This is a genomic window from Delftia sp. WSY_22 (assembly GCF_043104185.1).
Classification (GTDB): Bacteria; Pseudomonadota; Gammaproteobacteria; order Burkholderiales; family Burkholderiaceae_C; genus Comamonas; species Comamonas tsuruhatensis.
Window position 1 is genome coordinate 96,729 of the sequence record NZ_JBICKN010000006.1, and the last position, 22,665, is coordinate 119,393.

The 22,665-nt window shown below is 68.8% G+C and carries 17 protein-coding genes; 11 read left to right on the top strand and 6 right to left on the bottom strand.

The window, feature by feature from the left end; genetic code table 11:
• Positions 1–12: 12 nt before the first annotated feature.
• Complete coding sequence (locus ACF8NF_RS01120) at positions 13–801, bottom strand: protein-L-isoaspartate(D-aspartate) O-methyltransferase (RefSeq protein ID WP_016447568.1); 789 nt, start codon at positions 799–801, stop codon at positions 13–15.
• Positions 798–1,601 carry a 5'/3'-nucleotidase SurE gene (gene surE / locus ACF8NF_RS01125; RefSeq protein ID WP_016447569.1) on the bottom strand — a complete coding sequence of 268 codons (804 nt, stop codon included), beginning with the start codon at positions 1,599–1,601 and terminating at the stop codon, positions 798–800. The genes ACF8NF_RS01120 and surE overlap by 4 nt, the downstream gene beginning before the upstream one ends.
• Positions 1,602–1,718: 117 nt before the next feature.
• On the opposite strand from surE, the gene ACF8NF_RS01130 reads away from it, so the two are divergent.
• The 5 genes from ACF8NF_RS01130 to ACF8NF_RS01150 all read left to right on the top strand — a co-directional run bounded on the left by ACF8NF_RS01130 (position 1,719) and on the right by ACF8NF_RS01150 (position 9,055).
• On the top strand, positions 1,719–2,699 hold the full coding sequence (locus ACF8NF_RS01130) for an NADPH:quinone oxidoreductase family protein (protein ID WP_016447570.1): 981 nt from the start codon (positions 1,719–1,721) through the stop codon (positions 2,697–2,699).
• Between the two features lie 58 nt (positions 2,700–2,757).
• Complete coding sequence (locus tag ACF8NF_RS01135; protein ID WP_043790780.1) at positions 2,758–4,356, top strand: GGDEF domain-containing protein; 1,599 nt, start codon at positions 2,758–2,760, stop codon at positions 4,354–4,356.
• 60 nt (positions 4,357–4,416) lie between these two features.
• On the top strand, positions 4,417–6,051 hold the full coding sequence (locus ACF8NF_RS01140) for an alkaline phosphatase D family protein (protein WP_392449936.1): 1,635 nt from the start codon (positions 4,417–4,419) through the stop codon (positions 6,049–6,051).
• Between the two features lie 137 nt (positions 6,052–6,188).
• Positions 6,189–7,418 (top strand): sodium/glutamate symporter, encoded by a 1,230-nt coding sequence (gltS, locus tag ACF8NF_RS01145; protein ID WP_016447573.1) that lies wholly within the window; start codon positions 6,189–6,191, stop codon positions 7,416–7,418.
• A gap of 23 nt (positions 7,419–7,441) precedes the next feature.
• Positions 7,442–9,055, top strand: coding sequence for a phospholipase D family protein (locus tag ACF8NF_RS01150; protein WP_151020073.1), 1,614 nt, complete (start codon positions 7,442–7,444; stop codon positions 9,053–9,055).
• A gap of 16 nt (positions 9,056–9,071) precedes the next feature.
• Here ACF8NF_RS01150 and ACF8NF_RS01155 read toward each other — a convergent pair whose 3' ends face one another.
• Positions 9,072–10,394 (bottom strand): NAD(P)/FAD-dependent oxidoreductase, encoded by a 1,323-nt coding sequence (locus ACF8NF_RS01155; RefSeq protein WP_392449938.1) that lies wholly within the window; start codon positions 10,392–10,394, stop codon positions 9,072–9,074.
• A 397-nt stretch (positions 10,395–10,791) separates the two neighbouring features.
• On the opposite strand from ACF8NF_RS01155, the gene ACF8NF_RS01160 reads away from it, so the two are divergent.
• From ACF8NF_RS01160 to ACF8NF_RS01170, 3 genes are read left to right on the top strand one after another with little or no spacing between them, the layout of a single operon-like run.
• Positions 10,792–11,067: a ParD-like family protein gene (locus ACF8NF_RS01160; protein ID WP_016447576.1), complete on the top strand. Its 276-nt coding sequence runs from the start codon at positions 10,792–10,794 to the stop codon at positions 11,065–11,067.
• Positions 11,064–11,870, top strand: a complete 807-nt coding sequence (gene map, locus ACF8NF_RS01165; protein WP_016447577.1) for a type I methionyl aminopeptidase — start codon at positions 11,064–11,066, stop codon at positions 11,868–11,870. Before ACF8NF_RS01160 ends, map begins: the two co-directional genes overlap by 4 nt.
• A gap of 2 nt (positions 11,871–11,872) precedes the next feature.
• Entirely contained in the window at positions 11,873–12,208 is a 336-nt protein-coding gene (locus ACF8NF_RS01170; protein WP_012206837.1) for an SMR family transporter, read from the top strand.
• Positions 12,209–12,235: 27 nt separating this feature from the next.
• On the opposite strand, the gene ACF8NF_RS01175 is transcribed toward ACF8NF_RS01170, so the two are convergent.
• The 3 genes from ACF8NF_RS01175 to ACF8NF_RS01185 form a co-directional block, all read right to left on the bottom strand.
• Complete coding sequence (locus tag ACF8NF_RS01175) at positions 12,236–13,882, bottom strand: acyl-CoA synthetase (RefSeq protein WP_392449940.1); 1,647 nt, start codon at positions 13,880–13,882, stop codon at positions 12,236–12,238.
• Between the two features lie 472 nt (positions 13,883–14,354).
• Complete coding sequence (locus tag ACF8NF_RS01180) at positions 14,355–15,827, bottom strand: hypothetical protein (RefSeq protein WP_392449941.1); 1,473 nt, start codon at positions 15,825–15,827, stop codon at positions 14,355–14,357.
• A gap of 3 nt (positions 15,828–15,830) precedes the next feature.
• Positions 15,831–17,168 (bottom strand): SPFH domain-containing protein, encoded by a 1,338-nt coding sequence (locus ACF8NF_RS01185; RefSeq protein ID WP_016451278.1) that lies wholly within the window; start codon positions 17,166–17,168, stop codon positions 15,831–15,833.
• Positions 17,169–17,433: 265 nt separating this feature from the next.
• Between ACF8NF_RS01185 and ACF8NF_RS01190 the strand changes: the two genes are divergently transcribed.
• From ACF8NF_RS01190 to dnaG, 3 genes are read left to right on the top strand one after another with little or no spacing between them, the layout of a single operon-like run.
• On the top strand, positions 17,434–18,159 hold the full coding sequence (locus ACF8NF_RS01190; protein ID WP_016447581.1) for a response regulator transcription factor: 726 nt from the start codon (positions 17,434–17,436) through the stop codon (positions 18,157–18,159).
• Positions 18,156–20,372 carry a sensor histidine kinase gene (locus ACF8NF_RS01195; protein WP_392449942.1) on the top strand — a complete coding sequence of 739 codons (2,217 nt, stop codon included), beginning with the start codon at positions 18,156–18,158 and terminating at the stop codon, positions 20,370–20,372. Before ACF8NF_RS01190 ends, ACF8NF_RS01195 begins: the two co-directional genes overlap by 4 nt.
• Positions 20,373–20,413: 41 nt before the next feature.
• Complete coding sequence (gene dnaG / locus ACF8NF_RS01200) at positions 20,414–22,450, top strand: DNA primase (protein ID WP_016447583.1); 2,037 nt, start codon at positions 20,414–20,416, stop codon at positions 22,448–22,450.
• The last annotated feature ends 215 nt before the right edge of the window (positions 22,451–22,665 follow it).

Here is a 22,665-nt window from a genome sequence, read left to right on the forward strand (position 1 = left end):
AGTTATTCCCTTCTAGGCGATGCCCGATTTTAGGGGGACAAAGTTCACGGCCTCCAAAATCGATTGCGTAAACCCGTGTGAACTCTTGTCAATCACCAGCAGTGCCTGCTTACCCCCCGTAACCACCATGGGCGCGACAAGCCGCCCGCCCACGGCCAGCTGGTCGCACCAGGCCGAGGGCATGCTCTCGCCGCCGGCGGCCGAGATGATGCCCGCGTACGGCGCGCCGCTGCCATAGCCTTCCATGCCGTCTCCAAAGATCAGATGGACATTGGTCAGGCGCCAGGGCCGCAGGTTGCTGCGCGCTTTCTCGTGCAGGCCGCGCAGGCGCTCGATCGAATAGACCTCGCGTGCCACGCGCGCCAGCACGGCCGCCTGGTAGCCGCAGCCGGTGCCGATCTCCAGCACGCGGCCCAGGCCCGACTTCGCGGCCTCCGAACCCAGCAGCAGCTCGGTCATGCGGGCGACCACGCTGGGCTTGGAGATCGTCTGGCCCAGACCGATGGGCAGGCTGGTGTCCTCATAGGCCTGGTTGACCAGGGCGCTGTCCACGAAGCGGTGGCGCTCCACCGCTCCCATGGCAGCGAGCACGGCCGGCGACTGGATGCCGGTGGCGGCCAGCCGTTGCACCATGCGCGCGCGCACGGCGGCCGAATCCATGCCGATGCCCGAGGGCTGTTGCGGGGCACGGGCGGCGGCGGTGGCCAGCGCGGAGCGCGCGGGCACCGCGCGCGAGGCCGGCGCAGGGTTCTGCACCGAGCGCGCCACCCACGAGGGAACTCCGGGACGGCGCTCGCTCACGGTTGCACCGCCCCGCCCTGGGCAGGCAGCACGGCCTGACTGGCCGATGCCAGCCTGGCCGCCGTCTGCGCCCAGTAGCCCAGGTTGTCATGGTCGGTCAGGTCCACCTTCAGCGGCGTGACAGACATGTGGCCGTGGGACGTGGCGTGGAAGTCCGTGCCCTCCGAGTCATCCATGGCCGCGCCTGCGCTGCCTATCCAATACATCATTTCGCCGCGCGGGCTCTCCTGGGTGATGACGCGCTCGGCCGCATGGCGGCGGCCCAGCCGGCACAGCTTGAGCGGCTTGAGCGCGGACAGCGGCATGTTGGGAATGTTCACGTTGAGCAGCCAGGGCGACAGGCCGATCAGTTCCTGCGACTGCATGTCCATGACCAGCTGGCGCGCGGCGGCGGCGGCAGCCTCGATCTCGGACCAGCCCTTGTCCACCTGGGAGAAGGCAATGGCGGGAATGCCGAAAAGAAAGCCCTCCATGGCCGCGCCGACGGTGCCCGAGTAGATAGTGTCGTCGCCCATGTTGGCGCCGTTGTTGATGCCGGAGACCACCAGGTCGGGCCGGTAGCCCAGCAGGCCGGTCAGGGCGATGTGCACGCAGTCTGCCGGCGTGCCGTTGACATAGCGGAAACCGTTGTGGGCCTGGTGCACGTACAGCGGTGCATTCAGCGTCAGGGCGTTGGACTTGGCACTGTTGTTGTGCTCCGGCGCCACCACCTCGACGTCTGCCACCGTGCGCAGCGCCTCGTACAAGGCCTGGATGCCGGGCGCCTGGTAGCCGTCGTCGTTACAAATGAGAATCTTCATGGATACAGCAGGGATTGCGGGCGATTGTAGGCGGGCGTCTCGTCGCCCGAGGGACAGGAGGCATTCCCGCCACACTCCTATCATCGGCCAGGCATTCAATCACAGGAGACAACCACCATGCACGCTTGGCTTTGCACAACGCCCACGGGCGTCGATCAACTGCAGTGGACGCAGCTGCCCACACCCGCACCGGGCCCTGGACAGGTACTGCTCGAAGTGAAGGCGGCCAGCCTGAACTTTCCCGATCTGCTGATCGTGCAGAACAAGTACCAGATGAAGCCTGAGCTGCCGTTCGTGCCGGGTTCGGAATACGCGGGCGTGGTCCAGGCCGTGGGCGAAGGCGTGAGCCACCTCAGCGTGGGCCAGCGCGTGGCCTGCCTGTCGGGCACCGGGGGCTTTGGCACCCATACGCTGGCACCGGCCGCGCTGTGCATGCCGCTGCCCGATGGATTCAGCTTCGTCGATGCAGCGGCCTTCATCATGACCTATGCCACCTCGCACCATGCGCTGATCGACCGTGGCCAGCTGCGCGAGGGCGAGACCGTGCTGGTGCTGGGCGCGGCAGGCGGCGTGGGCACGGCCGCCATCCAGATCGCCAAGGCGGCAGGCGCACGCGTGATCGCGGCAGCCTCCACCGACGAAAAGTGCGCGCTGTGCAAGGCACAGGGCGCCGATGCCACCATCAACTACAGCCAGGGCGACCTGCGCGCGGCCATCAAGGAGGCCACCGACGGCAAGGGCCCCGACGTGGTCTACGACCCCGTGGGCGGCGACTTCGCCGAGCCTGCCTTCCGCTCCATCGCCTGGCGCGGCCGCTATCTGATCGTGGGCTTTGCCGCAGGCCCCATCCCGGCCCTGCCGCTGAACCTGCCGCTGCTCAAGGGCGCATCGCTGGTGGGCGTCTTCTGGGGCGAGTTCTCCCGGCGCGAGCCCAAGGCCAACGCGGCCATGATGCAGGAGCTGGCCCAGTGGTACGGCCAGGGAAAGATCAAGCCCGTGATCGACCGCACCATGCCCATGGCCGAGCTGCACGCGGCCTACGCACGCATGGGATCGCGCCAGGTCCAGGGCAAGCTGGTCATGGTCAACGAGCAGTGAACCGGGCGCCGGCCATGCCACACTGGAGGGCATTGCATTCTGAAACAACTGCCCACCCATGGCCGAGCGCTCCGCTTCCGAACTGGCACGCGAAACCCTGCGGCAACTGGCGCTGAACCGCCTGCCGCCCACCCCGGAAAACTACACCCGCCTCTATGAGCAGGCAGCCGGCGAACCCGGCCCCGCCAGCTTTCCCCAGGGGCCGCTGCGCCACGTCCATGCGCTTTTGCCTGCGCAGACGCCCGGACAGAAGCGCCTGCGCGACCAGTTGGGCGCCGCCATAGAACGCAGCGACTGGCAGGGCCTGCAGCAGGTCATCACCGCCTATGCCAACGCGGCCCTGCAGCCGCCAACCCATGAGGCCAGGCCCGTGGAATTGCCCGTGCCGCCGCCCCTGCAGGCTTTGCCCGAGGATCTGACGCAGCAGCTGGCGCGGCGCTTCGAGGCCTTCTTTGCGCTGCTGAATACCCAGGAAGCCAAGACCCGGCAACTGCATCAGCAGCTCATGGAACAGCTGCAGGCACCGCCCGTGGACGCCAAGGCCCTGGCGCGGCGCCTGCATGACCAGCACTACCAGCTGTCGTTCTCCATTGCCGACCAGCTCCAGGTCCTGCAGCTGGTGCAGGAGCTGCTGCAGACCCTGATCCAGCATCTGGCCCAGGACCCCACGCACGGCAGCTGGCTGGTGCCGCAGCTCACGGCCATCGAGCAGGCCATCACGCCGCCGCTGTCACCCGCGCCCCTGGTGGATGCGCGGCGCGAGCTGCAGACCGTGATCCACCGGCGCATGCAGCTGCAGGACGGCATGGCCGCCGCGCAGCAGGCGCTCAAGGACATGCTGGGCGGCTTCGTCCAGCATCTGGCAAAGATCACGAGCAGCAACGAAACACTGGGCGCCCGCATGGAGGAAGCCGCGCGTCAGCTGGACGGCATCCAGCGCCTGGAGGATGCCGCCCCGCTGCTGCAACAGGTGCTGGAGGCCACCCGCACCATGGCCGCCGGCAGCCGCGTGGCCCAGGAAGAGCTGCAATCGCTGCGCAGCCATGTCGATGCCTGCGAGGCGCGCATAGAGGCCCTGCAGCAGGAACTGGACGAGGCCGCGCGCCGTGCACGCCACGATCCGCTGACCGGCCAGCTCAACCGCCTGGGTGTGAGCGAGGCGCTGGACCGCGAGGTGGCGCGCGCCCAGCGCCATGGCCAGCCGCTGAGCGTTGCCCTGCTCGACATGGACGGCATGCAGGCCCTCAATGCCGAGCTGGGGCATGCCATGGGCGATGCCGCCCTCATCCATGTGGCCCAGCTGGCACGCCAGGGACTGCGTCCCGAGGACGTGGTGGGCCGATACGAGGGCCAGGCCTTCGTGCTGCTGCTGCCCCAGACACCGGAGACTGCGGGCGCCCAGGCGCTGCAGCGCCTGCTGCAGTTGCTGGAGCAGACGCCTTTGCCAGCCTCTTCGCAGACGCCAGGCCAGCCGGCCCCCCGGCCATTGAGCTTCAGTGCGGGCGTGGCCCAGCTGCAAAGCCACGAAAACGGCATGGACGTGCTGCGCCGCGCGGATACCGCCATGCTGCAGGCCAAGGAGCGCGGCAAGCACAGCATTGCCACGGCATCAGGCGCACAATGGCAGCCAGTTGGAAATGCAGGCGCCGGCCTTTGATCCACCGAGGCCACGCTCCGTATCTCCCCGCTTTCTTGCGCCACCTGCCCCCGAACCGCCATGCCCCTGCCCTTCAGCGCCCCCGTCCCTGCACCGCGGCGCCAGTTTCTGGTCGCAGCGGGCCTGGCCACGGCGCTGGGCCAGTTGCCTGCCTGGGCCCGCCTGGGCGAGCGGCCTGCGCACAACCCCTTCACGCTGGGCGTGGCCAGCGGCGACCCCGAACCCGACAACGTGCTGCTGTGGACGCGGCTCACGCCGCCGCTTGCACAGCTGGGCGAGACCGACACCACGGCCATGCCTGCGCTCAGGATCCGCTGGGAGCTGGCGCACGACCCGCTGTTCCGCCAGATCGTGCGCAGCGGCGAGGCCATGGCCCAGCCCGAATGGGGCCACGGCGTGCATGTGCAGGTGGGAGGGCTGGCGCCTGACCGCTGGTACCACTACCGCTTCATGCTGGGTCAGGCCGTGAGCAGCACGGGCCGCTGCCGCACGGCGCCCGCGCCCGGCAGCCTGCCCCAGCGGCTGCGCCTGGCCTATGCCTCCTGCCAGCGCTGGGAGCACGGCTACTACGCAGCCTGGCGCCAGGTGGTGCAGGACGCGCCGGACCTGGTGCTCTTCCTGGGCGACTACATCTACGAGTACGCCACGCCCGCCATGACGCTGGGCCTGGCCCGCACCCACAACCTGCGGGCCGCGCAAAGCCTGCAGGACTACCGGGACCGCTACGCCCTGCACAAGAGCGACCCGCTGCTGCAGGCAGCGCACGCCATGTGCAACTGGTCCGTGGGCTGGGACGACCATGAGGTGGAGAACAACTACGCCGGCGACCAGGGCCAGGGCGATGCCGGGCGCTTCCTGGCCCGGCGCATGGCTGCCTGGCAGGCCTTCTACGAGAACATGCCGCTGCGCGCCAGCGCACTGACCGGCGCGGGCGCCCAGCATGGCGGCGGCGGGCTGCAGCTGTACCGCAGCCTGCAGTGGGGCCGGCTGGCCCGGCTGCATTTTCTGGACGGCCGCCAGTACCGCAGCGCCCAGGCCTGCCGCGCCGAGGGAGCGGCAGACAAGGGCAGCGTGCGCCCTGCGCAATGCGCAGCCCTGTCGGATACGGCGCGCAGCTTCCTGGGCTGGACGCAGGAGCAGTGGCTGTACCGCCAGCTGGCCGAAGATGCCCGCCAGCACGCAAGCGAGGGACCGCGCTGGAGCATCCTGGCCCAACCCACCCTGGTGTCCACGCACCGGCCGCCCTCGGGATCGCAGGCCACGGACAGCTGGGACGGCTACCCTGCCGCGCGCCAGCGCCTGGTGCGCCACCTCACGCCGGGCGCCCAGCCCACGCCGCGCAACAGCGTGCTGCTGGGCGGCGACCTGCACCAGAACTATGTCTGTGCCGTGCACGCAGACCCCGAGGCCGCGCCCGAGCGGCGCAATCCCGTCGTGGCCAGCGAGTTCTGCAGCACCTCCATCACCTCGCGCAGCGGCACCACCCAGGCCAAGGTCGATGCCATCGTCGACCACAACCCGCAGGTGCTGTACGCACGCTGCGAGGAACGCGGCTACGGGCTGGCCGACATCACGCCCGAGCGCTGGACCAGCGAGCTGCGCGCCGTGGCCAACCCGATGCGAGCCGACAGCCGCATCTACACGCTGGCCCGCTTCACCGTCGAGGACAGGCGGCCCGGCCCCGTAGCCAGCTGACAGGGCACTGACGCAGGGCACGACCAAAGGGCACTTTCAGCAGGCCTGGCAATCAGTGGCTATCCTGACATCGCCCCCCGGCATGCCGCCTATCGTATGGTGCGCTGCCTTGCCCCGCCCACCGGAAAACGGAAGCAATGCACCTGACTTTCAGCGCCTACTACACCCTGATCTTCGCCGCCCTCGTCCTTTTGCTGGGCAAATGGCTGGTACGGCACCTGCGCCTGCTGCGCGAATTCAACATCCCCGAGCCCGTGGCCGGCGGCCTGGTCGTGGCCGTCGCCCTGTTCGTGCTCAACCAGACCCTGGGCTGCACCTTCAGCTTCAGCAGCGAGCTGCAGATGGCCTTCATGCTGGTGTTTTTCTCGTCCATCGGGCTGAGCGCCAATTTCGCCAAGCTGCGCGAAGGCGGCCGTTCGCTGCTGCTGTTCCTGGCCGTGGTCGCCGTCTTCATCAGCCTGCAGGATCTGGTCGGCGTGAGCCTGGCCAAGATGCTCGGGCTCGATCCGCTGTTCGGGCTGATCGCAGGCTCCGTCACCCTGACGGGCGGCCATGGCACGGCAGGTGCCTGGGGCCAGGTTTTCGAGCGCGAATACGGCATCCAGGGCGCGGTCACCCTGGGCATTGCCTGTGCCACCTTCGGACTGGTGATCGGCGGCCTGATCGGCGGCCCGCTGGCCAAGGCCCTGATCACGCGCCGCAGGCTTGCCGTGCATGACCCCGCAGCCGCCCCCGAAAAACAGCCCCCGCTGGGCGAAAGCGCAAGCCACGGCGGCTTCGAGAACCCCGAGCAGACGCGCCTGATCACCACCAGCGCGGCCATAGAAACACTGGCCCTGTTCGCGGGCTGCCTGGGCTTTGCCGAGTTCATGACGCAGTTCACCGCCGGCACCCTGTTCTCCCTGCCCACCTTCGTCTGGGCGCTGGCCGGTGGCGTCCTGATCCGCAACACGCTGGACTATGTCTTTCACTTCCAGGTATTCGACCGGGCCATCGACGTCTTCGGCAATGCCTCGCTGTCCATCTACCTGGCCATGGCCCTGCTGTCGCTCAAGCTGTGGGAGCTGGCGGGGCTGGCGGCGCCGCTGATGGTGATACTGGCGGCCCAGACGCTGGTCATGGGCCTGTATGCCGCGCTGGTGACCTTCCGCATCATGGGCAGCAACTACGATGCAGCCGTGCTGGCCGCCGGCCACTGCGGTTTCGGCATGGGTGCCACGCCCACGGCCGTGGCCAATATGCAGGCCATCACCAACCAGTACGGCCCATCGCACAAGGCCTTTCTCATCGTCCCTATGGTGGGCGCCTTCTTCGTCGACATCGTCAATGCCACCGTGATCCAGCTGTTCATACGCTGGCTGCACTGACCACTACGAACACCGAACGCACCATGCCCCTGCTGCGCCGTGCCCTTGCCGCCACCCAGGCGCTCGTCCTGACCCTGCTGCTGGCAGGCTGCAGCCTGCCGCCCCTGGCCGGCCGCAGCGAATCCACGGCACTGCCGCCCGAGGCCGCCCAGGCCACGCTGCTGGGCCAGGCGCTGGCACCGCTGCTGGACCAGCATCCGGGGCTCACCGCAATCCACGCGCTGTCCGACGCACGCAATGCCTACGCCGCGCGCGCCCTGCTGGCCCGCGTGGCGCAGCGCACGCTGGATGTGCAGTACTACATCTGGCGCGGCGACACCACGGGCCACCTGCTGCTCGACGAACTGCGCCGCGCCGCCGACCGGGGCGTGCGCGTTCGCCTGCTGCTGGACGACGGCGGCACGGCAGGACTGGACACCCAGCTCGGCGCCCTGGACCAGCATCCGCAGATCGAGGTGCGGCTGTTCAACCCCTTTGCCCAGCGCACGCCCAAGGCGCTGGGCTATGTCACGGATTTCTCGCGCACCCAGCGGCGCATGCACAACAAGAGCTTCACGGCCGACAGCCAGGCCAGCATCGTGGGCGGCCGCAACATAGGCGACGAGTACTTCGCGGCCACCGACGGCGTGCTGTTCGCCGACCTGGACGTGGTGGCCATGGGGCCGGTGGTGGCCGACATTTCACATGCTTTCGACCAGTACTGGGCCAGCGCGTCGGCCTATCCCGCGGCCAGCCTGCTGCCGCCGCTGCCCGACTATGCGGTGGCGCGCGCCTACGAGGCCCTGGCCACCGAAGTGCAGCGCCCCGAAGCCCAGGCCTATGTGCGCGCCGTGGCGCAAAGCCCGTTCACGCGCGAGCTGCTGGCCGGCCGCCTGCCACTGCAATGGGCCCGCGCCACCCTGGTCAGCGACGACCCGGCCAAGGTGCTGGGCCAGGTGCCCAAGGAGGGCCTGCTGATCACCCAGCTGACCCCGGCCATCGGCCAGCCGCAGCGCCAGCTGGACCTGGTCTCGCCCTACTTCGTGCCCACCGAGGCCGGCGTGCGCGCCCTGGCCGGCCTGCGCCGCCAGGGCATTGCTGTGCGCGTGCTCACCAACAGCCTGGAGGCGACCGACGTGGCCGTGGTCCATGCCGGCTATGCCCGCTACCGGCGCCCGCTGATCGAGGAAGGCGTGCAGCTGTACGAGCTGCGCCGCCAGATCGGCACGCAGGACGACGAACCCAGCCCGGGCCCGCGTTCGCCCGCAGCAGCATCGGCAGGGAAAGCGGGGGTGGGTTCCGGCAGCCGCCCAGGCAGCTCGGGCTCCAGCCTGCATGCCAAAACCTTTGCGGTCGATGGCGAGCGCATCTTCGTGGGCTCGTTCAACTTCGACCCGCGCTCGGCCCACCTCAACACCGAGATGGGCCTGCTGATCGACAGCCCCGAGATGGCTTCGCAGATGAGCCGCATGCTCGACCAGAGCCTGCCGTCCGCCGCCTACCACGTGCAGATCGATGCACAGGGCCGCCTGAGCTGGACCACGGAAAGCGGCACGCCGCCTGCGCCGCTCACCACCACCACCGAGCCCGGCAGCAGTGCATTCAAGCGCCTGATGCTGCGCGTGCTGGGCTGGCTGCCCATCGAGGGGCTGCTTTGATGCCGGGCCCTGCCGCTCAGTCCAGCCGGATCGACGGGCGCAGGCGCGAATTCATCAAATCGATCAGCCACAGCAGCCCGCCGCGCCAAAAGCCGTAGATGCGGGCCTGGTGCGAGCGGTACAGCATGATGTGGCTCAGCATGGCCATGCGCCCGCGGATCACGCCGCCGTTGAACACGCCGAATTTGCCCAGCGATCCATAGGCGTCGTAATGAGCCAATGACACCAGGGCGCCAAAGTCGCGGTAGGCAAAGCCTTCGGGACGGAAACCCGGCTCCTTCAGCAGGCGCGGCAGCGTCTCCACCAGATAGCGGGCCTGCTGGTGCGCCACCTGGGCGGTGGGCGGCAGCGGCACGCTGGCCCCGGGCAGGGTGAAGCTGGCGCAGTCCCCCACGGCGTAGACATGGGGGTCGCTGGTCTGCAACTGGCCGTTGACCTTGAGCTGGTTGCCTTGCGTGGTCTCCAGTCCCAGCTGCGCCAGGAAGGCCGGGGCCTTCACGCCCGCTGCCCAGACGCGCAGGCCTGCGGGGACGAACTCGCCGCTGGCCAGAACGAACCCCTCTTCGCTGGCCGACTGCACGCGGCCGTTGACGATCACCGAAACGCCCAGGGCCTGCAGACGCAGGCGCGTGGCTTCGGAAATCTCTTCAGGAAAACCGGGCAGCAGGCGCGGCCCGGCCTCGATCAGCACGATGCCGAAGCGCGCGGCCTCGCCCAGCGCGCCGTAGGCGCGGGCGCTCTCGGCCAGCTGCACCAGCTCGGCCGCCAGCTCCACGCCCGTGGCGCCGCCGCCCACGATGGCCACGCGCAGCTGCTCGCCGCTGGTCATGCAGCGCACCATGCGCAGGCGGATCTCGCTGTTGAAGGCATCGGCCTTGCGGCGCGAGTCGATCATGAAGCAGTGCTCGTCCACGCCCGGCGTGCCGAAATCATTGGCGCCGCTGCCCACGGCGATCACCAGCCTGTCGTAGGCAATGCGCCGGCCCGGCACGATCTCGCGGCCATCGGGCGCCTCGATGGGGGCCAGCAGCACCTCGCGGGCCTCGCGGTCCAGGCCGCACATTTCGCCGGGCTGGTAGGCAAAGCTGGCGTCGCTGGCCTGGGCCAGGTAGGTGGTCTGCTGCTGGGCCAGGTCGCGCGTGCCGGCGGCAATGGTGTGCAGCATGGGCTTCCAGACATGGGCCGAATCGCTGTCCACCAGGGTCACGGAGCCGATGGCCCCCGTGCGCCCCTTGCCCAGCGCCGTGGCAATCTCCAGCCCCGCCACGCCACCGCCCACGACGACGATGCGCGCCCCGCCCGATCCCGTTGCCGAACCCGCTTCTTGTTCCTTGCCCATTGCTGCTCCCTGCCGGAAGGCCCGGCCGGCCGCACCATGCGCCGGCTTGCAGGACATTCGCTTCCAGACAGTCTTGATTCTTGTCAGTTTGGGTAGCAGGCGACTTGCTAGGGGTAAGCCCCAGATCTGCAACAGATATCTGATAGAAGACCGCCGATCGCGCAAGGCCCAGTCTTGTGCAGGACCGCGCTGCAGGAAAAACATCATCCTTGCCGGATGGCCAGCCGGACCTGATCATTACGCTATCAACACAAGAGCATTCACACCGTACTTCGCGCAGTCTTGCCGACGACATGGCGGCCTGCATCTGAAGACCTGCACGAATGTCCCGCCGCAGAGCCCGCGATTTGCGATTGTCAATATACGAAACGTATATTCCCCGTATGATCGCCACCCCATGGGAATCGTCAAAATATCCGACCAATTGCACGACCAGATCCGCCTGTCCAGCGCGGCCCTGGGTCGATCCATCAACGCCCAGGCCGAGCATTGGCTGCGTGTCGGCCAGCTGGCCGAACACCATCCCCATCTCGACTACGCAGGCATCTGCGCCCTGCTGCTGCAAGAGGCCGCGGCCACGCTGAAGCTGGGCGAGCCCGAAGCGGCGCCGGCTCCCGCCGATACGGCAGCACGCCGCCCGCGCCCCGTGCGCCTGTCGGAAGGCCTGCAATGAGGGGCGCCAAGCTGCGCAGCGTCCCGCTGCACGATGCCCTCGATATCGGGCAATCACGCAAGGCCGGTGGCCTGGCCGCCCGCGTCCTGCAGATGCTGGTGCCCCACGTGCAGCCGGGCGTCAGCACCGAGCACCTGGACAGGCTCTGCCATGACTTCATCGTCGACGAACTGCGCTGCGTGCCCACCAACGTGGGCTACCACGGCTTTCCGAAGACGGTCTGCACCTCGCCCAACCACGTGGTCTGCCACGGCATCCCCGACGCCCGTCAGATCCTGCGCGAGGGCGACATCCTCAATGTCGATGTGGCCGTGACCACGCCCGAGGGCTGGATCGGCGACACCAGCCGCATGTACTACGTGGGCCAGCCCTCCAACCAGGCGCGCCGCCTGGTGGAGACCACCTACGAGGCCCTGCTGGCCGGTATCCGCGCCGTGCGCCCCGGCGCCACGCTGGGCGACATCGGCCATGCCATCCAGACCGTGGCCCAGCGCGAGCGCTTCAGCGTGGTGCGCGAGTACTGCGGCCACGGCATCGGCAAGGTCTACCACGACGACCCCCAGGTGCTGCACTACGGCCAGCCCGGCCAGGGCATGGTGCTGGAGGCCGGCATGATCTTCACCATCGAGCCCATGCTCAACGCCGGCAAGGCGGCCACGCGCGAACTGGCCGACGGCTGGACGGTGATCACCAACGACAAGTCGCTGTCCGCCCAGTGGGAGCACATGGTGGTGGTGACCGACACGGGCTTCGACGTGCTCACGCGCTGGCCCGAGGGCACGGGCAACTACGCGGCCATCTGAGCATGGCGTCCAACTACCTATACCTGGGCCTGGCCATCGTCGCTGAGGTGGCGGCCACCTCCTGCCTCAAGCAGTCCGAAGGCTTCACGCGGCTGTGGCCCAGCGTGGTCACGGTCCTGGGCTACGCGCTGGCCTTCTACTTCCTGTCGCTGACGCTGCGCACGGTGCCCACGGGCGTGGCCTATGCGATCTGGTCGGGCGCGGGCATCGTGCTGATCTCCCTGGTCGGATGGCTCTGGCAGGGCCAGACGCTGGACCTGCCCGCGCTGGCGGGCATGGGCCTGATCGTGGCGGGCGTGCTGGTCATCCAGCTGTTTTCCAAGACGGCCGGACACTGAGCCGCTGCCCGCGCTGCGGCCTGGCCCTCAGCCCGTGATGGCCTGGACCGACCCGGCCTGGCGGCGCAGCTCGAACTTCTGGATCTTGCCCGTGCTGGTCTTGGGCAACTCGCCAAAGACCACGGCACGCGGCACCTTGTAGCCGGCCAGGTGCTTCTTGCAGTGGGCCACGATGTCTTCGGCCGTGGTCTGCGCGCCGGCCTTCAGCTCGATGAAGGCGCAGGGCGTCTCGCCCCACTTGGGATCGGGCTTGGCCACCACGGCGGCGGCCAGCACGGCCGGGTGGCGGTAGAGCACGTCCTCGACCTCGATGGACGAGATGTTCTCCCCGCCCGAGATGATGATGTCCTTGCTGCGGTCCTTGATCTGTATATAGCCGTCCGGATGCTGCACGGCCAGGTCGCCCGTGTGGAACCAGCCGCCGCGGAAGGCCTCGTCCGTGGCCTGCGGGTTCTTCAAGTAGCCCTTCATGGCGATGTTGCCCTGGAACATGATCTCGCCCATGGTCTGGCCGTCATGGGGCACGGGTTCCATGGTCTCCGGATCGAGCACGCTGGCCGAGCGCTGCAGGTGGTAGCGCACGCCCTGGCGGGAATTGAGGCGCGCGCGTTCGCCGATGTCCAGCCCATCCCAGGCTGCATGCTTGGCGCAGACCGTGGCCGGGCCGTAGACCTCGGTCAGGCCGTAGACATGGGTGATGTCGAAGCCCAGCTGCTCCATGCCCTCGATCATCGACGCCGGCGGCGCCGCGCCCGCCACCATGGCCTTGACTCCGGCGGGCACGCCCTCCTTCATGGCGGCCGGCGCGTTGACCAGCAGGCCGTGCACGATGGGCGCGCCGCAGTAATGCGTGACGCCGTGGTTGCGGATGGCGTCGAAGATGGCCTGGGCCTCCACCCGGCGCAGGCAGACGTTGACGCCGGCGCGTGCCGCCACCGTCCACGGAAAGCACCAGCCGTTGCAATGGAACATGGGCAGGGTCCACAGGTAGACGGCGTGCTTGGGCATGTCCCACTCCAGCACATTGCTGATGGCATTGATGGCCGCCCCCCGGTGGTGGTAGACCACGCCCTTGGGATTGCCCGTGGTGCCGCTGGTGTAGTTCAGCGCAATGGCGTCCCACTCGTCGGCGGGCAGCTGCCAGTCGAAACCGGCATCGCCGCCGGCCACGAAATCGTCGTAGTCCAGGCTGCCCACCTGCTCGGCGGCCGGGCCGTACAGCGCGTCCTCGACCTGGATCACCAGCAGCGGCGCGCTGCGCTGGCGCAGCTTCAGCGCCTTGGCCACCACGCTCGTGAACTCCGGGTCCACGATCAGCACCTTGGCCTCGCCGTGGTCCAGCATGAAGGCAATGGTTTCCGCATCCAGCCGCGTGTTCAGCGCATTGAGCACGGCCCCCGCCATGGGCACGCCGAAATGCGCCTCCACCATGGGCGGCGTATTGGGCAGCATCACGGCCACGGTGTCGTTCTTGCCCACGCCCGCCTTGTGCAGGCTGCTGGCCAGTTGGCGGCAGCGCGCATAGGTCTCGCCCCAGTTGCGGCGCAGCGTGCCGTGGACCACGGCCAGCCGCTCGGGATAGACCTCGGCCGTGCGGGCGATGAAGCCCAAGGGGCTGAGCGGCGCATGGTTGGCGCTGTTGCGGTCCAGGTGCTGGTCGTAAATGTGGGTCATCGTGGTCTCCGGTTCGCTGGGGTTCTTGGTGTGATGCAGGTCTGCCATTGCAGACTGGCGAAACCTGAAGATATAGCAAGACAGGCTTACACAAGCTTGATGCGCGACCACCGGGCGCGCCACCGCACAGGCCCGGATAACCAAAGCGGCATGCATGGTCTTTGCAGGGCATCACAACTTTCAGAATTTCATGGAAATTGAAAATACTCATGCAAAACAATCACTTGACCTGCCTGCAGACGCGCCCCAGCCTGTCCCCAAGGCGACTGCACAACCACAGTCCTCTATAAGACATCATTTATCAGATGACTCGGCCGCACGGCCTCGGCTTCACTCGTAGAATCGCCGCTTGTATTCGCCGGCCAGCACCGCTGGAAGGCGAATAAGGAGTTCCTAGAGGAGTCGCCTGGCAACGCTCCAGGCATTGTTGGAGACGAGCCTGCACCCCACCGGTGCAGGCTTTTTTTTTGCTTCAGCGCAGGCTCAGGGACTGGCGCTTCCAGGCCGGGTCCTGCCAGCGCTGGAACAGCGGCAGGGCAGACACATCGCCGGTCACGCGCTCGGTGGCCAGGCCGTCCAGCCGCACCACTTCGAAGCTCTTGCGGTAGCGGCCCTGGCCACGGGCCTCGCGCGCCACCAGCATCAGCTGGCCGCCAGGCACCCAGCCCGCCCATTCGGCCACGCCGGTCTCCGGCGCGGTGGCGGCGGGGGGAAGCACATCGGCCAGCCAGCCGCCTTCGGTCTTGCGCAGCACCCACAGTTCGCGCCAGCCTTCCAGCGGCTGCACGGCCAGGGCCACGGCCGTGCCCTCGCGGTTGGTGCTGGCCGATGCGGCCCACACCACGCCATAGGTGCAGCGGCGCAGCAAAGGGGCCTTGGCGCCGTGCTGGGCGTCCACCAGCAGCACGCAGGTTTCGCCGGGAGCACCGGGCTCGGTCAGCAGCGTCGGGCGGGCTCCGGCAGCAGGAGCCGCAGCAGCAACAGGCGCCAGCGCCCAGCGCACGGCGCTCACCCGCATGGCCGCGTCGTTGTAGGCGCTCTGGTCTTCATCAGGCAGCTCGGACTTGCCGACGCCCGTGAACTCGGCCAGCGCCCGGGCGGCCGATGCAGCCACGGCAGGGTCGGCCATGCCTTTGCGCGCCTGCTGAAAGGCCAGCGCGCCCCACACGCTGGCGCGGCGCATCTGCACGCGGCCGCGCAGGTAGGGCGGCAGGCCGGTCACATCCACGCGCTCCAGCACATCGGCCTGCCAGGCGTACAGGCGGGCGCGCTCATGGGCCGGCAGATCGGGGTCCACGCATTCGGGCCGTGTCAGCGCCAGGGCGGCGCGGGCGCGCTGCGGCGCGTCGGCGGCCGGCATGGCCAGCACGCGGCGGAAGAATTCCCCTTCGTAGCAGACCTGCATGCGGCCTTCGACCTCATGGGTCGCAAAGCGCAGGCCGTAGCCGCTGGCCACATCCAGGTGGGCCGACAGCGTGGCGCCCGAGGTCTTGCCGGGCGCAGCGGCGGAGGCGCGCCGCGCCAGCCGGTCGGCAAAGCCGCCCAGTGCGTCGAAGGCCTGCGCGCCTTCGGCGCCAGCCAGGGTCCTGGCGGGCGCGGCCTGCAGGTAGGCAGCCGCCAGGCCGATGCCCAGCGCCTCGGCACCGGGCGTGTCCTGCACGAAGCGCAGCACGGCCAGCAGCGCGGGGGCATCGGCCTCTGTCAGGGCCACACGGCGCACATCGCTGGCGCGGATGAAGCCGCCGCGCTCGCGCTTGTGGTCCCAGACCTGGAGGTAGTCCAGGCGTTCGCCCCTGATCTCCAGCACCTCGCCCTGCCACAGGCTGGCCTGCTGCTGGGCGCCATCGCGCGGCGCGGCGCGCAGGCTGGCCTGGTCCTGCACCACGATGGCGCTGCCCATGCCGGTGGCCAGCGCTGCGGCGGCCAAGGTCGATACGGTCAGCATGGCTTATTGCTCCTGAACGGCTGCGTTGGCATCTTCGGCCGCCACGGAGGCTGCGCCGGCCTGTGCATTGCGGCTGCCGCCCAGCAGGGCCGCGCCGATGAAGTCGCCATTGGTCGGCGGGGGCGCGATGATGACCTGGATCTTGTCCGAGAGCTTGTCGGCCAGCGTCTTCTGGATGAGCAGCGGGTAGCGCGTGACCAGGGTGCCTTCGCGCGCCATCTGCTCGGCGTTGACCTTGCCCAGGCGGTCCATGCGGAAGGCCTCGGCCTCGGCCAGCTTCTGGCGTGCATCGGCTTCGCCGTTGGCCTCGATGCGGCGGGCCTGGGCGCTGCCCTCGGCGGCTTTCACGCGGGCCACGCGCTCGGCCTCGGCCTCCAGCTGGCGCTGCTCGATCTGGCGCTGCTTGAAGGGCAGCACATGCTTCATGGCCTCTTCCTGGGCACGCGCCGCAATCACCTGCTCGCGTGCGGCGGCTTCGGCGGCCACTTCGCGGCGCACCTTGTCGGCATTGGCGTCCAGCTCGGTTTCCTTGACGCGCTTGTCCTTGAGCTCCAGCGTGTAGCGCATCTTCTCGGAGGCCAGCTCCTCGGCCAGCAGGCTGTCCATGCCGCGGCGGTACTCGGCGGGCAGGTCCACCTTGCCGATCTGGATGCTGCGCAGCGTGACGCCGTCGGCCGCCAGGCGCGTGCGCAGTTCGGTTTCCATGATCTGGGCGATCTCGGCACGCTTGGTCGAGAAAATCTCGCGCACGGTGTAGCGTGCGAACACCTTGTAGACCAGGCCCTGCACGGCGGGCTCCACGATGTCGCCGCCTATGTCCAGAGGCAGGTTGCCGGCCTTGACGGCGGGCGATGCGGGATCAAGCGCATAGCGCACGTTCAGGTCCAGACCCAGGGACAGGCCCTCGACCGACTGCAGGGGTGCGCTGCCATTGGCCTGGCGCATGGCCTCCGGACGGTAGCTCTGGTCGCGCAGGGAGAACACGCGCACCGTGTGCAGGCCCGGCACCACCCACACGCTGCCATCGCGCCACAGGCTGACGGAGCCCGTGAACTGGTTCAGGCGCACGCCCAGCGTGCCCTGCTCCAGGTGCTGCACGGGCGGGTTGCGCACCACCACCAGGCCGGCTGCCACCACCACGGCGCCGATGGCCAGCCAGCGCACGGTACGTGCCGTGGGCAACAGGACTGCCCAGTCCACGGGCTGGCGGCGGGGCGCGTTGCCCGGCAGCGTGCCGGCGTCGGCTGCAGGCTCGGAGAAATCGGCGGTGCCGGCTCCGTCCAGGCGGGCGGACTTGCGGCCTGTCAGGGCCTGCATGATGCGGTTCCAGGTGGCTTTCATGGTGTTCTCTCTCTCGGCTGTGATGGCTGTTGTTGGCTGTTGTTGGCTGTTTCTGAGGCACCGGAAACAGGGGTGGCTCATTGAGGACCGATTGTTCGGATCCACCCCGGAAGCAACAACGCAGCGCACGGACCAAAGCGCTCACACCGGCGGCGCAAACGCTCCGGCCCCGGAAGAAAAACTCACACCCGGGCCGGCGCAGGGCCGAGATAATCCCGCGAACACCGCCACGGCGGCCTCCCCGACCCCACCCCTGCACAGCCCCATGACCCGTATCGCCGTGATCGAAGACGACCTGCCCACCAGCAACCAGTTGGCGGGATGGATACGCAGTGCGCGCAGCGGCATCGTGATCGACCAGTGGTTCACGCGCGACGAGGCCGAGGCCGCCCTGGCCCGCGAGCACTACGACGCCGTGGTGCTGGACATCGAGCTGGGCCGCGAGCGCCATGCCGGCGTGGCCCTGATCAACGCCATCAACAAGCTGGGCCAGGGCACGCCGGTGCTGGTGGTGTCGGCCATGCCGGCCGCCATCTACCGCAGCATCATGAAAGCGCTGGACGCCTGGGACTACCTGCAAAAGACCACCTTCGAGGAGGCCGACTTCATCGAGACCTTCCTGGACATCCTGCGCACCACGCAGCGTGCGGCGCCCGTGGCCGCGCAGGCAGCCGCAGCGCCTGCAGGCGACGCCCTGGTGCTGGACCCGCTGTGGCAGCGCACGCCCACCTGGCGCGGCGAGCGCATCAACCTGCCGCTGACGGCCCAGCGCATCCTGGCCACGCTGCACCAGCGCAGCGGCGAAGTGGTGTCCTACGACGAGCTGTTCGAGGTGGTCAAAAGCGGCCGCAACCGCGACAACGTGCGCAAGCACGTCAGCACCATCCGCGAGGCCCTGCGCGAGGTGGACCCGGGCTTCGAAGGCATAGAGAACGTGCCCATGCGCGGCTTTCGCTGGGTGGGCCAGGCCGGCGCCGCCGCCCGCGCATGAAGCGCCTGCTCAACCCCAAACTGGAGCTGCCCCGGCTGGAAGTTCCGCGCCTGGGCCTGGCCGCCTTCCGCCAGCGCATCCTGCTGCGCGGCGTGTTCGTGCTGCTGGCCGTGGCCACGGTGGCGCTGAGCGTGGTGGTGCTCAAGGACGAGAAGGAACGCGCCTGGCAGGCCTACCAGCACGGCTTTGTGCGCAGCCAGGCCGAGGTCATGGCGCGGCTGCGCCATCCTTCGGGACGCTTGGCCCTGCTCAATGCCGGACACCTGGGCCAGGGCGTGACACCGCTGGCGCCGCTGCTGCTGCCCTACGCCGCCATCGACTTCGACGATCCGCAAAAGTCCCAGCAGGCCGTGGAGATGGCTGGCTGCTCGGTGCAGTATCCCGATGGCGCCTCGCTGTGCGCGGCCATCGGCAACAATCCCTACGCAGGCGGCTTCATCTATCTGGTGGGCAGCTTCTTCGCAGGCGAGCTGACACCGCGCGAACGCGGCTCGCGCGAGCCCGCCCAGGCGCACCGCGCCCGCATCACGCTGGACATGCGCGGCAGCACCTACCGCTGGATCGCCCCCTATGAGGCCATGCCGCAGCAGGGCAGCAGGGCCGGCAACGGCGAGCACGGCCGGCTCACCGGCTTTGTGGACAACGGCACGCCCCAGCTTGACGCCCGCGCGCGGCCCGTGCGCGATTTCCGTGGCTGGCTCTGGCAGAACGGCCATTGCCGCGACCTGCCGCCTGGCGTGCAGGGCCATGCGGGCAATGACAAGACACCCCCTGCAGCCGATTGCCTGCGCCGCACGCACTACTCCATCCGCCTGCCGGTCGAGCTGTTCCGCGAGGCCTTGTTCCGCAGGGACGTGCGCCCCGTCTGGCCGCCCGAAGACCTGGGCAGCATGCGTGTGCGCGTGGAAATGCTGGCCCCGGGCGAGGCGGCCGCGCCCCTGTTCGACAGCAATGCGCCGGGGGCGCAGCTGGCCGCCTCGCTCAACGACATCTCGCGCAGCCTGCTGCCCGGCGAGCGCGTGCAGATCCGCAAGGTGGGTGCCGACGAGGCCAGCACCATTACCCTCAAGGGCGTGGATGTGCAGGCCGCGCCGTCGGCGCCCTGGCTGCTGCGCCTGATCAGCTGGCTGCCGCTGCATGCGGCCGGCGTCTCCGCCGCCACCATGACCCCGGCCGTGCCCACGGGCCAGGACATTCTGGACACGCCCACGGGCAACTACACCGTCAGCTTCACCGGCCACCCGCGCGATGTGGAGCAGGGCCTGGCCGCCGTGGCCACGCGCCTGTCCTGGTACCTGGGCGCCATGCTGGCCGCCATTGCGCTGGCCTGGCTGATCGTCGAGCTGGGGCTGATCCGCCGCGTGACCGCCCTCACCCGGCGCGCCGCCGCCGTCTCCTACAACGTGCAGGACGGCCATGTCGGGCCACGCCTGGGCGATCTCGAAGTGTCGGACCTTCGTGGTTCCGACGAGCTGGGCATTCTGGCCGGCGGACTGGCCGACCTGCTGCAGCGCGTGAAGGACGACCTGCAGCGCGAGCAGCTGCGCGCCCAGCAGGAACGCGACATGTGGCATGCCGTGGGCCACGAGATCATGTCGCCCCTGCAATCGCTGATGGTGCTGTACGGCCCCGACGACCCCGGCCACCGCTATGTGCAGCGCATGCAGCAGGCCGTGCATGTGCTCTACGGCACGGCATCGCCGGCCGAGGCGCTGCAGGCCGCCACCGTGCCGGAGGGCCGGCTGGACCTGGACGCCTTCCTCAGCCACGTGGCGGCCAACGCGCACTATGCGGGCATTGCCGATGTGGTCTACGAAGGCGGGAACAAGAGCGGGAGCGCGGGAGCCGCCGGCGCCGTGATCGTGCGCGCCGACGAATTTGCCCTGGAGGACGTGGTCACCCACATCCTGCGCAATGCCGACAGCTACCGGCCGGCCGGCACGGCCATCACGCTGTCGCTGTCGGCCTCCGAGTCCACCGCCAGCGCCACGCTGCACAACCAGGGCGCCACCATTGCGGAGGACCTGCTGGAGCGCATCTTCGAGCTGGGGGTGTCCGCGTCCCAGGAGCCTTCTGCCGCCAGCGGCGCCGAGCACCGGGGACAGGGCCTGTTCGTGGCCAGGACCTACATGGCCAAGATGGGCGGCACGATCAGGGCCCACAACACGCGCGATGGCGTGGCCTTCACGCTGACCTTCCAGCGCCTGGGCTGAGGGCCGGGCGCTGCCGGCCAGTGCCCCCGGGGCACGGCCGGATGGCCCCGCGAAGGCACAATACGCGGGTGTCCATTCCCCAATCGTTCATCCAGGAGTTGCTCGCGCGCGTCGACGTGGTCGACATCGTGGGCCGTTACGTACAGCTCAGGAAGGGCGGCGCCAACTTCATGGGCCTGTGCCCTTTCCACAGCGAGAAGTCGCCTTCCTTCACCGTCAGCCCCAGCAAGCAGTTCTATCACTGCTTCGGCTGCGGCAAGAACGGCAACGCCATCGGTTTTCTGATGGACCATGCCGGCATGGGCTTCGTTGAGGCCGTGCAGGATCTTGCCGGCCAGGTCGGCCTGCAGGTGCCGCAGGACGACATCAGCCCGGCCGAGCGCGAGCGCCAGGCCGCCCAGAAGCAGAAACAGGCCACCCTCACCGACGTGCTGGAAAAGGCCGGCGAATCTTTCCGCAAGCACCTGAAGGCCTCCCCCCAGGCCATCGAATACCTCAAGCGCCGCGGTGTCTCGGGCGAAACCGCCAGGCGCTTCGGCCTGGGCTATGCGCCCGCCGGCTGGCGCAACCTGGCCAGCGTGTTTGCGCATTACGACGATCCGCAGCTCGAAGAATCGGGCCTGGTCATCGTCGGCGAGGACGACGGCAAGCGCTACGACCGCTTCCGCGACCGGCTGATGTTTCCCATCCGCAACGTCAAGGGCGAGTGCATAGGCTTCGGCGGCCGCGTCTTCGGCGACGAGAAGCCCAAATACCTGAATTCGCCCGAAACCCCGGTGTTTCACAAGGGGCGCGAACTCTACGGCCTGTTCGAGGCCCGCACCGCCCTGCGCGACATGGGCTATGCGCTGGTCACCGAAGGCTATATGGACGTGGTGGCCCTGGCCCAGCTGGGCTTTGCCAACGCCGTCGCCACGCTGGGCACGGCCTGCACGCCCGATCACATTCACAAACTGTTTCGATTTACTGACGCCGTCGTTTTCAGCTTCGACGGCGACGGGGCGGGCCGGCGCGCCGCGCGCAAGGCGCTCGATGCGGCCCTGCCCTATGCCAGCGACACGCGCAGCGTCAAATTCCTCTTCCTGCCCGCCGAACACGACCCGGACAGCTTCATCCGCGAATACGGCAGCGAAGCCTTTGCCCGCTACGTGGGCGACGCGCTGCCGCTGAGCCGCTTTCTCATCGAGGCGGCCAGCGAAGGCTGCGACCTGGGCCAGGCCGAAGGCCGTGCCCACATGGCCAGCAATGCCCGCCCCCTGTGGACGGCCCTGCCTGACGGCGCGCTCAAGCGCCAGCTGCTGGGCGAGATCGCCGAACTCGTGCAGCTCGATGCGCGCGACCTCTCCGACCTGTGGTCGCAGGAAGCCGCTCGCAGCGGCCCGGCGCGGGGCTCCATGGCCGGCGGTGCTTCCCATCCGGGCCAGCAGGCCGGCCATGCACCGGCCGCGCCCGACTGGGGCCAGCCTGTCGAATACGGCGCGCCTTCGGGCTGGCACGAGCGTGGCGGCCATGGAAGCGGCGCGGGCGGCTGGCGCAGCGGCGAGCCCGGGCGCGGCGGCAAAAAGCCCTGGCCGCGCAAACCCTGGGACAAGAATGGCCGGGCCGACTTCAACCCGCCCCCCATGGGCCCGCGTGGCGCGCCAGCCACACGCACCGACCAGGCGGCACGCCTGCTCATGGCGCACATGGAATTCATGGAAGAACTCACCCACGAGGACTTCGAGGCACTGGCGCACTGCTCAGGCGAACATGGCGCCATGTTCCGCTGGATGGAGGCACAGTTCCAGGAATCCGGGGCCCGGCCCTTTGCCGTGCTGCGCGAACAACTGCGCGGCCTGCCTCACGAAACGCTGGCAGACAGGCTCATGAGCGGCCCCCACGCGCATCCCGAGGGCGAACTGCCCGAGCTGCGCCGTGAGTTGCGTGATGTCCTCAATCGCATGGTCATCGTCCACATCAAGGCCCAGATCGACGAAGCCTTGCGCGACATGGCACGGGACCCCAGCGCCGCCCAGCGCTATCGCGATCTCTTTGCCCGACAGCAGGCCCTGGAAAACCAGATGCGCACTTCCTCTTGAAATCGAGGTAAGCAGATATAATTGGGGGCTATCGGCAAGAGCGACAGCAGCACCTCCGGACCGGGCCCCGTGACGAACTCACGTGATTGCAGCAACTGCACGGCCCAATTTCCCGCAAGGACTGCACACCAAATGATCGCCCAGACATCTTGCCTGGAATATGTACGCTTCCCTGGCGGGCCTAGTCCGTCCGCGCGCGCTTAGGCGGCGCTTGT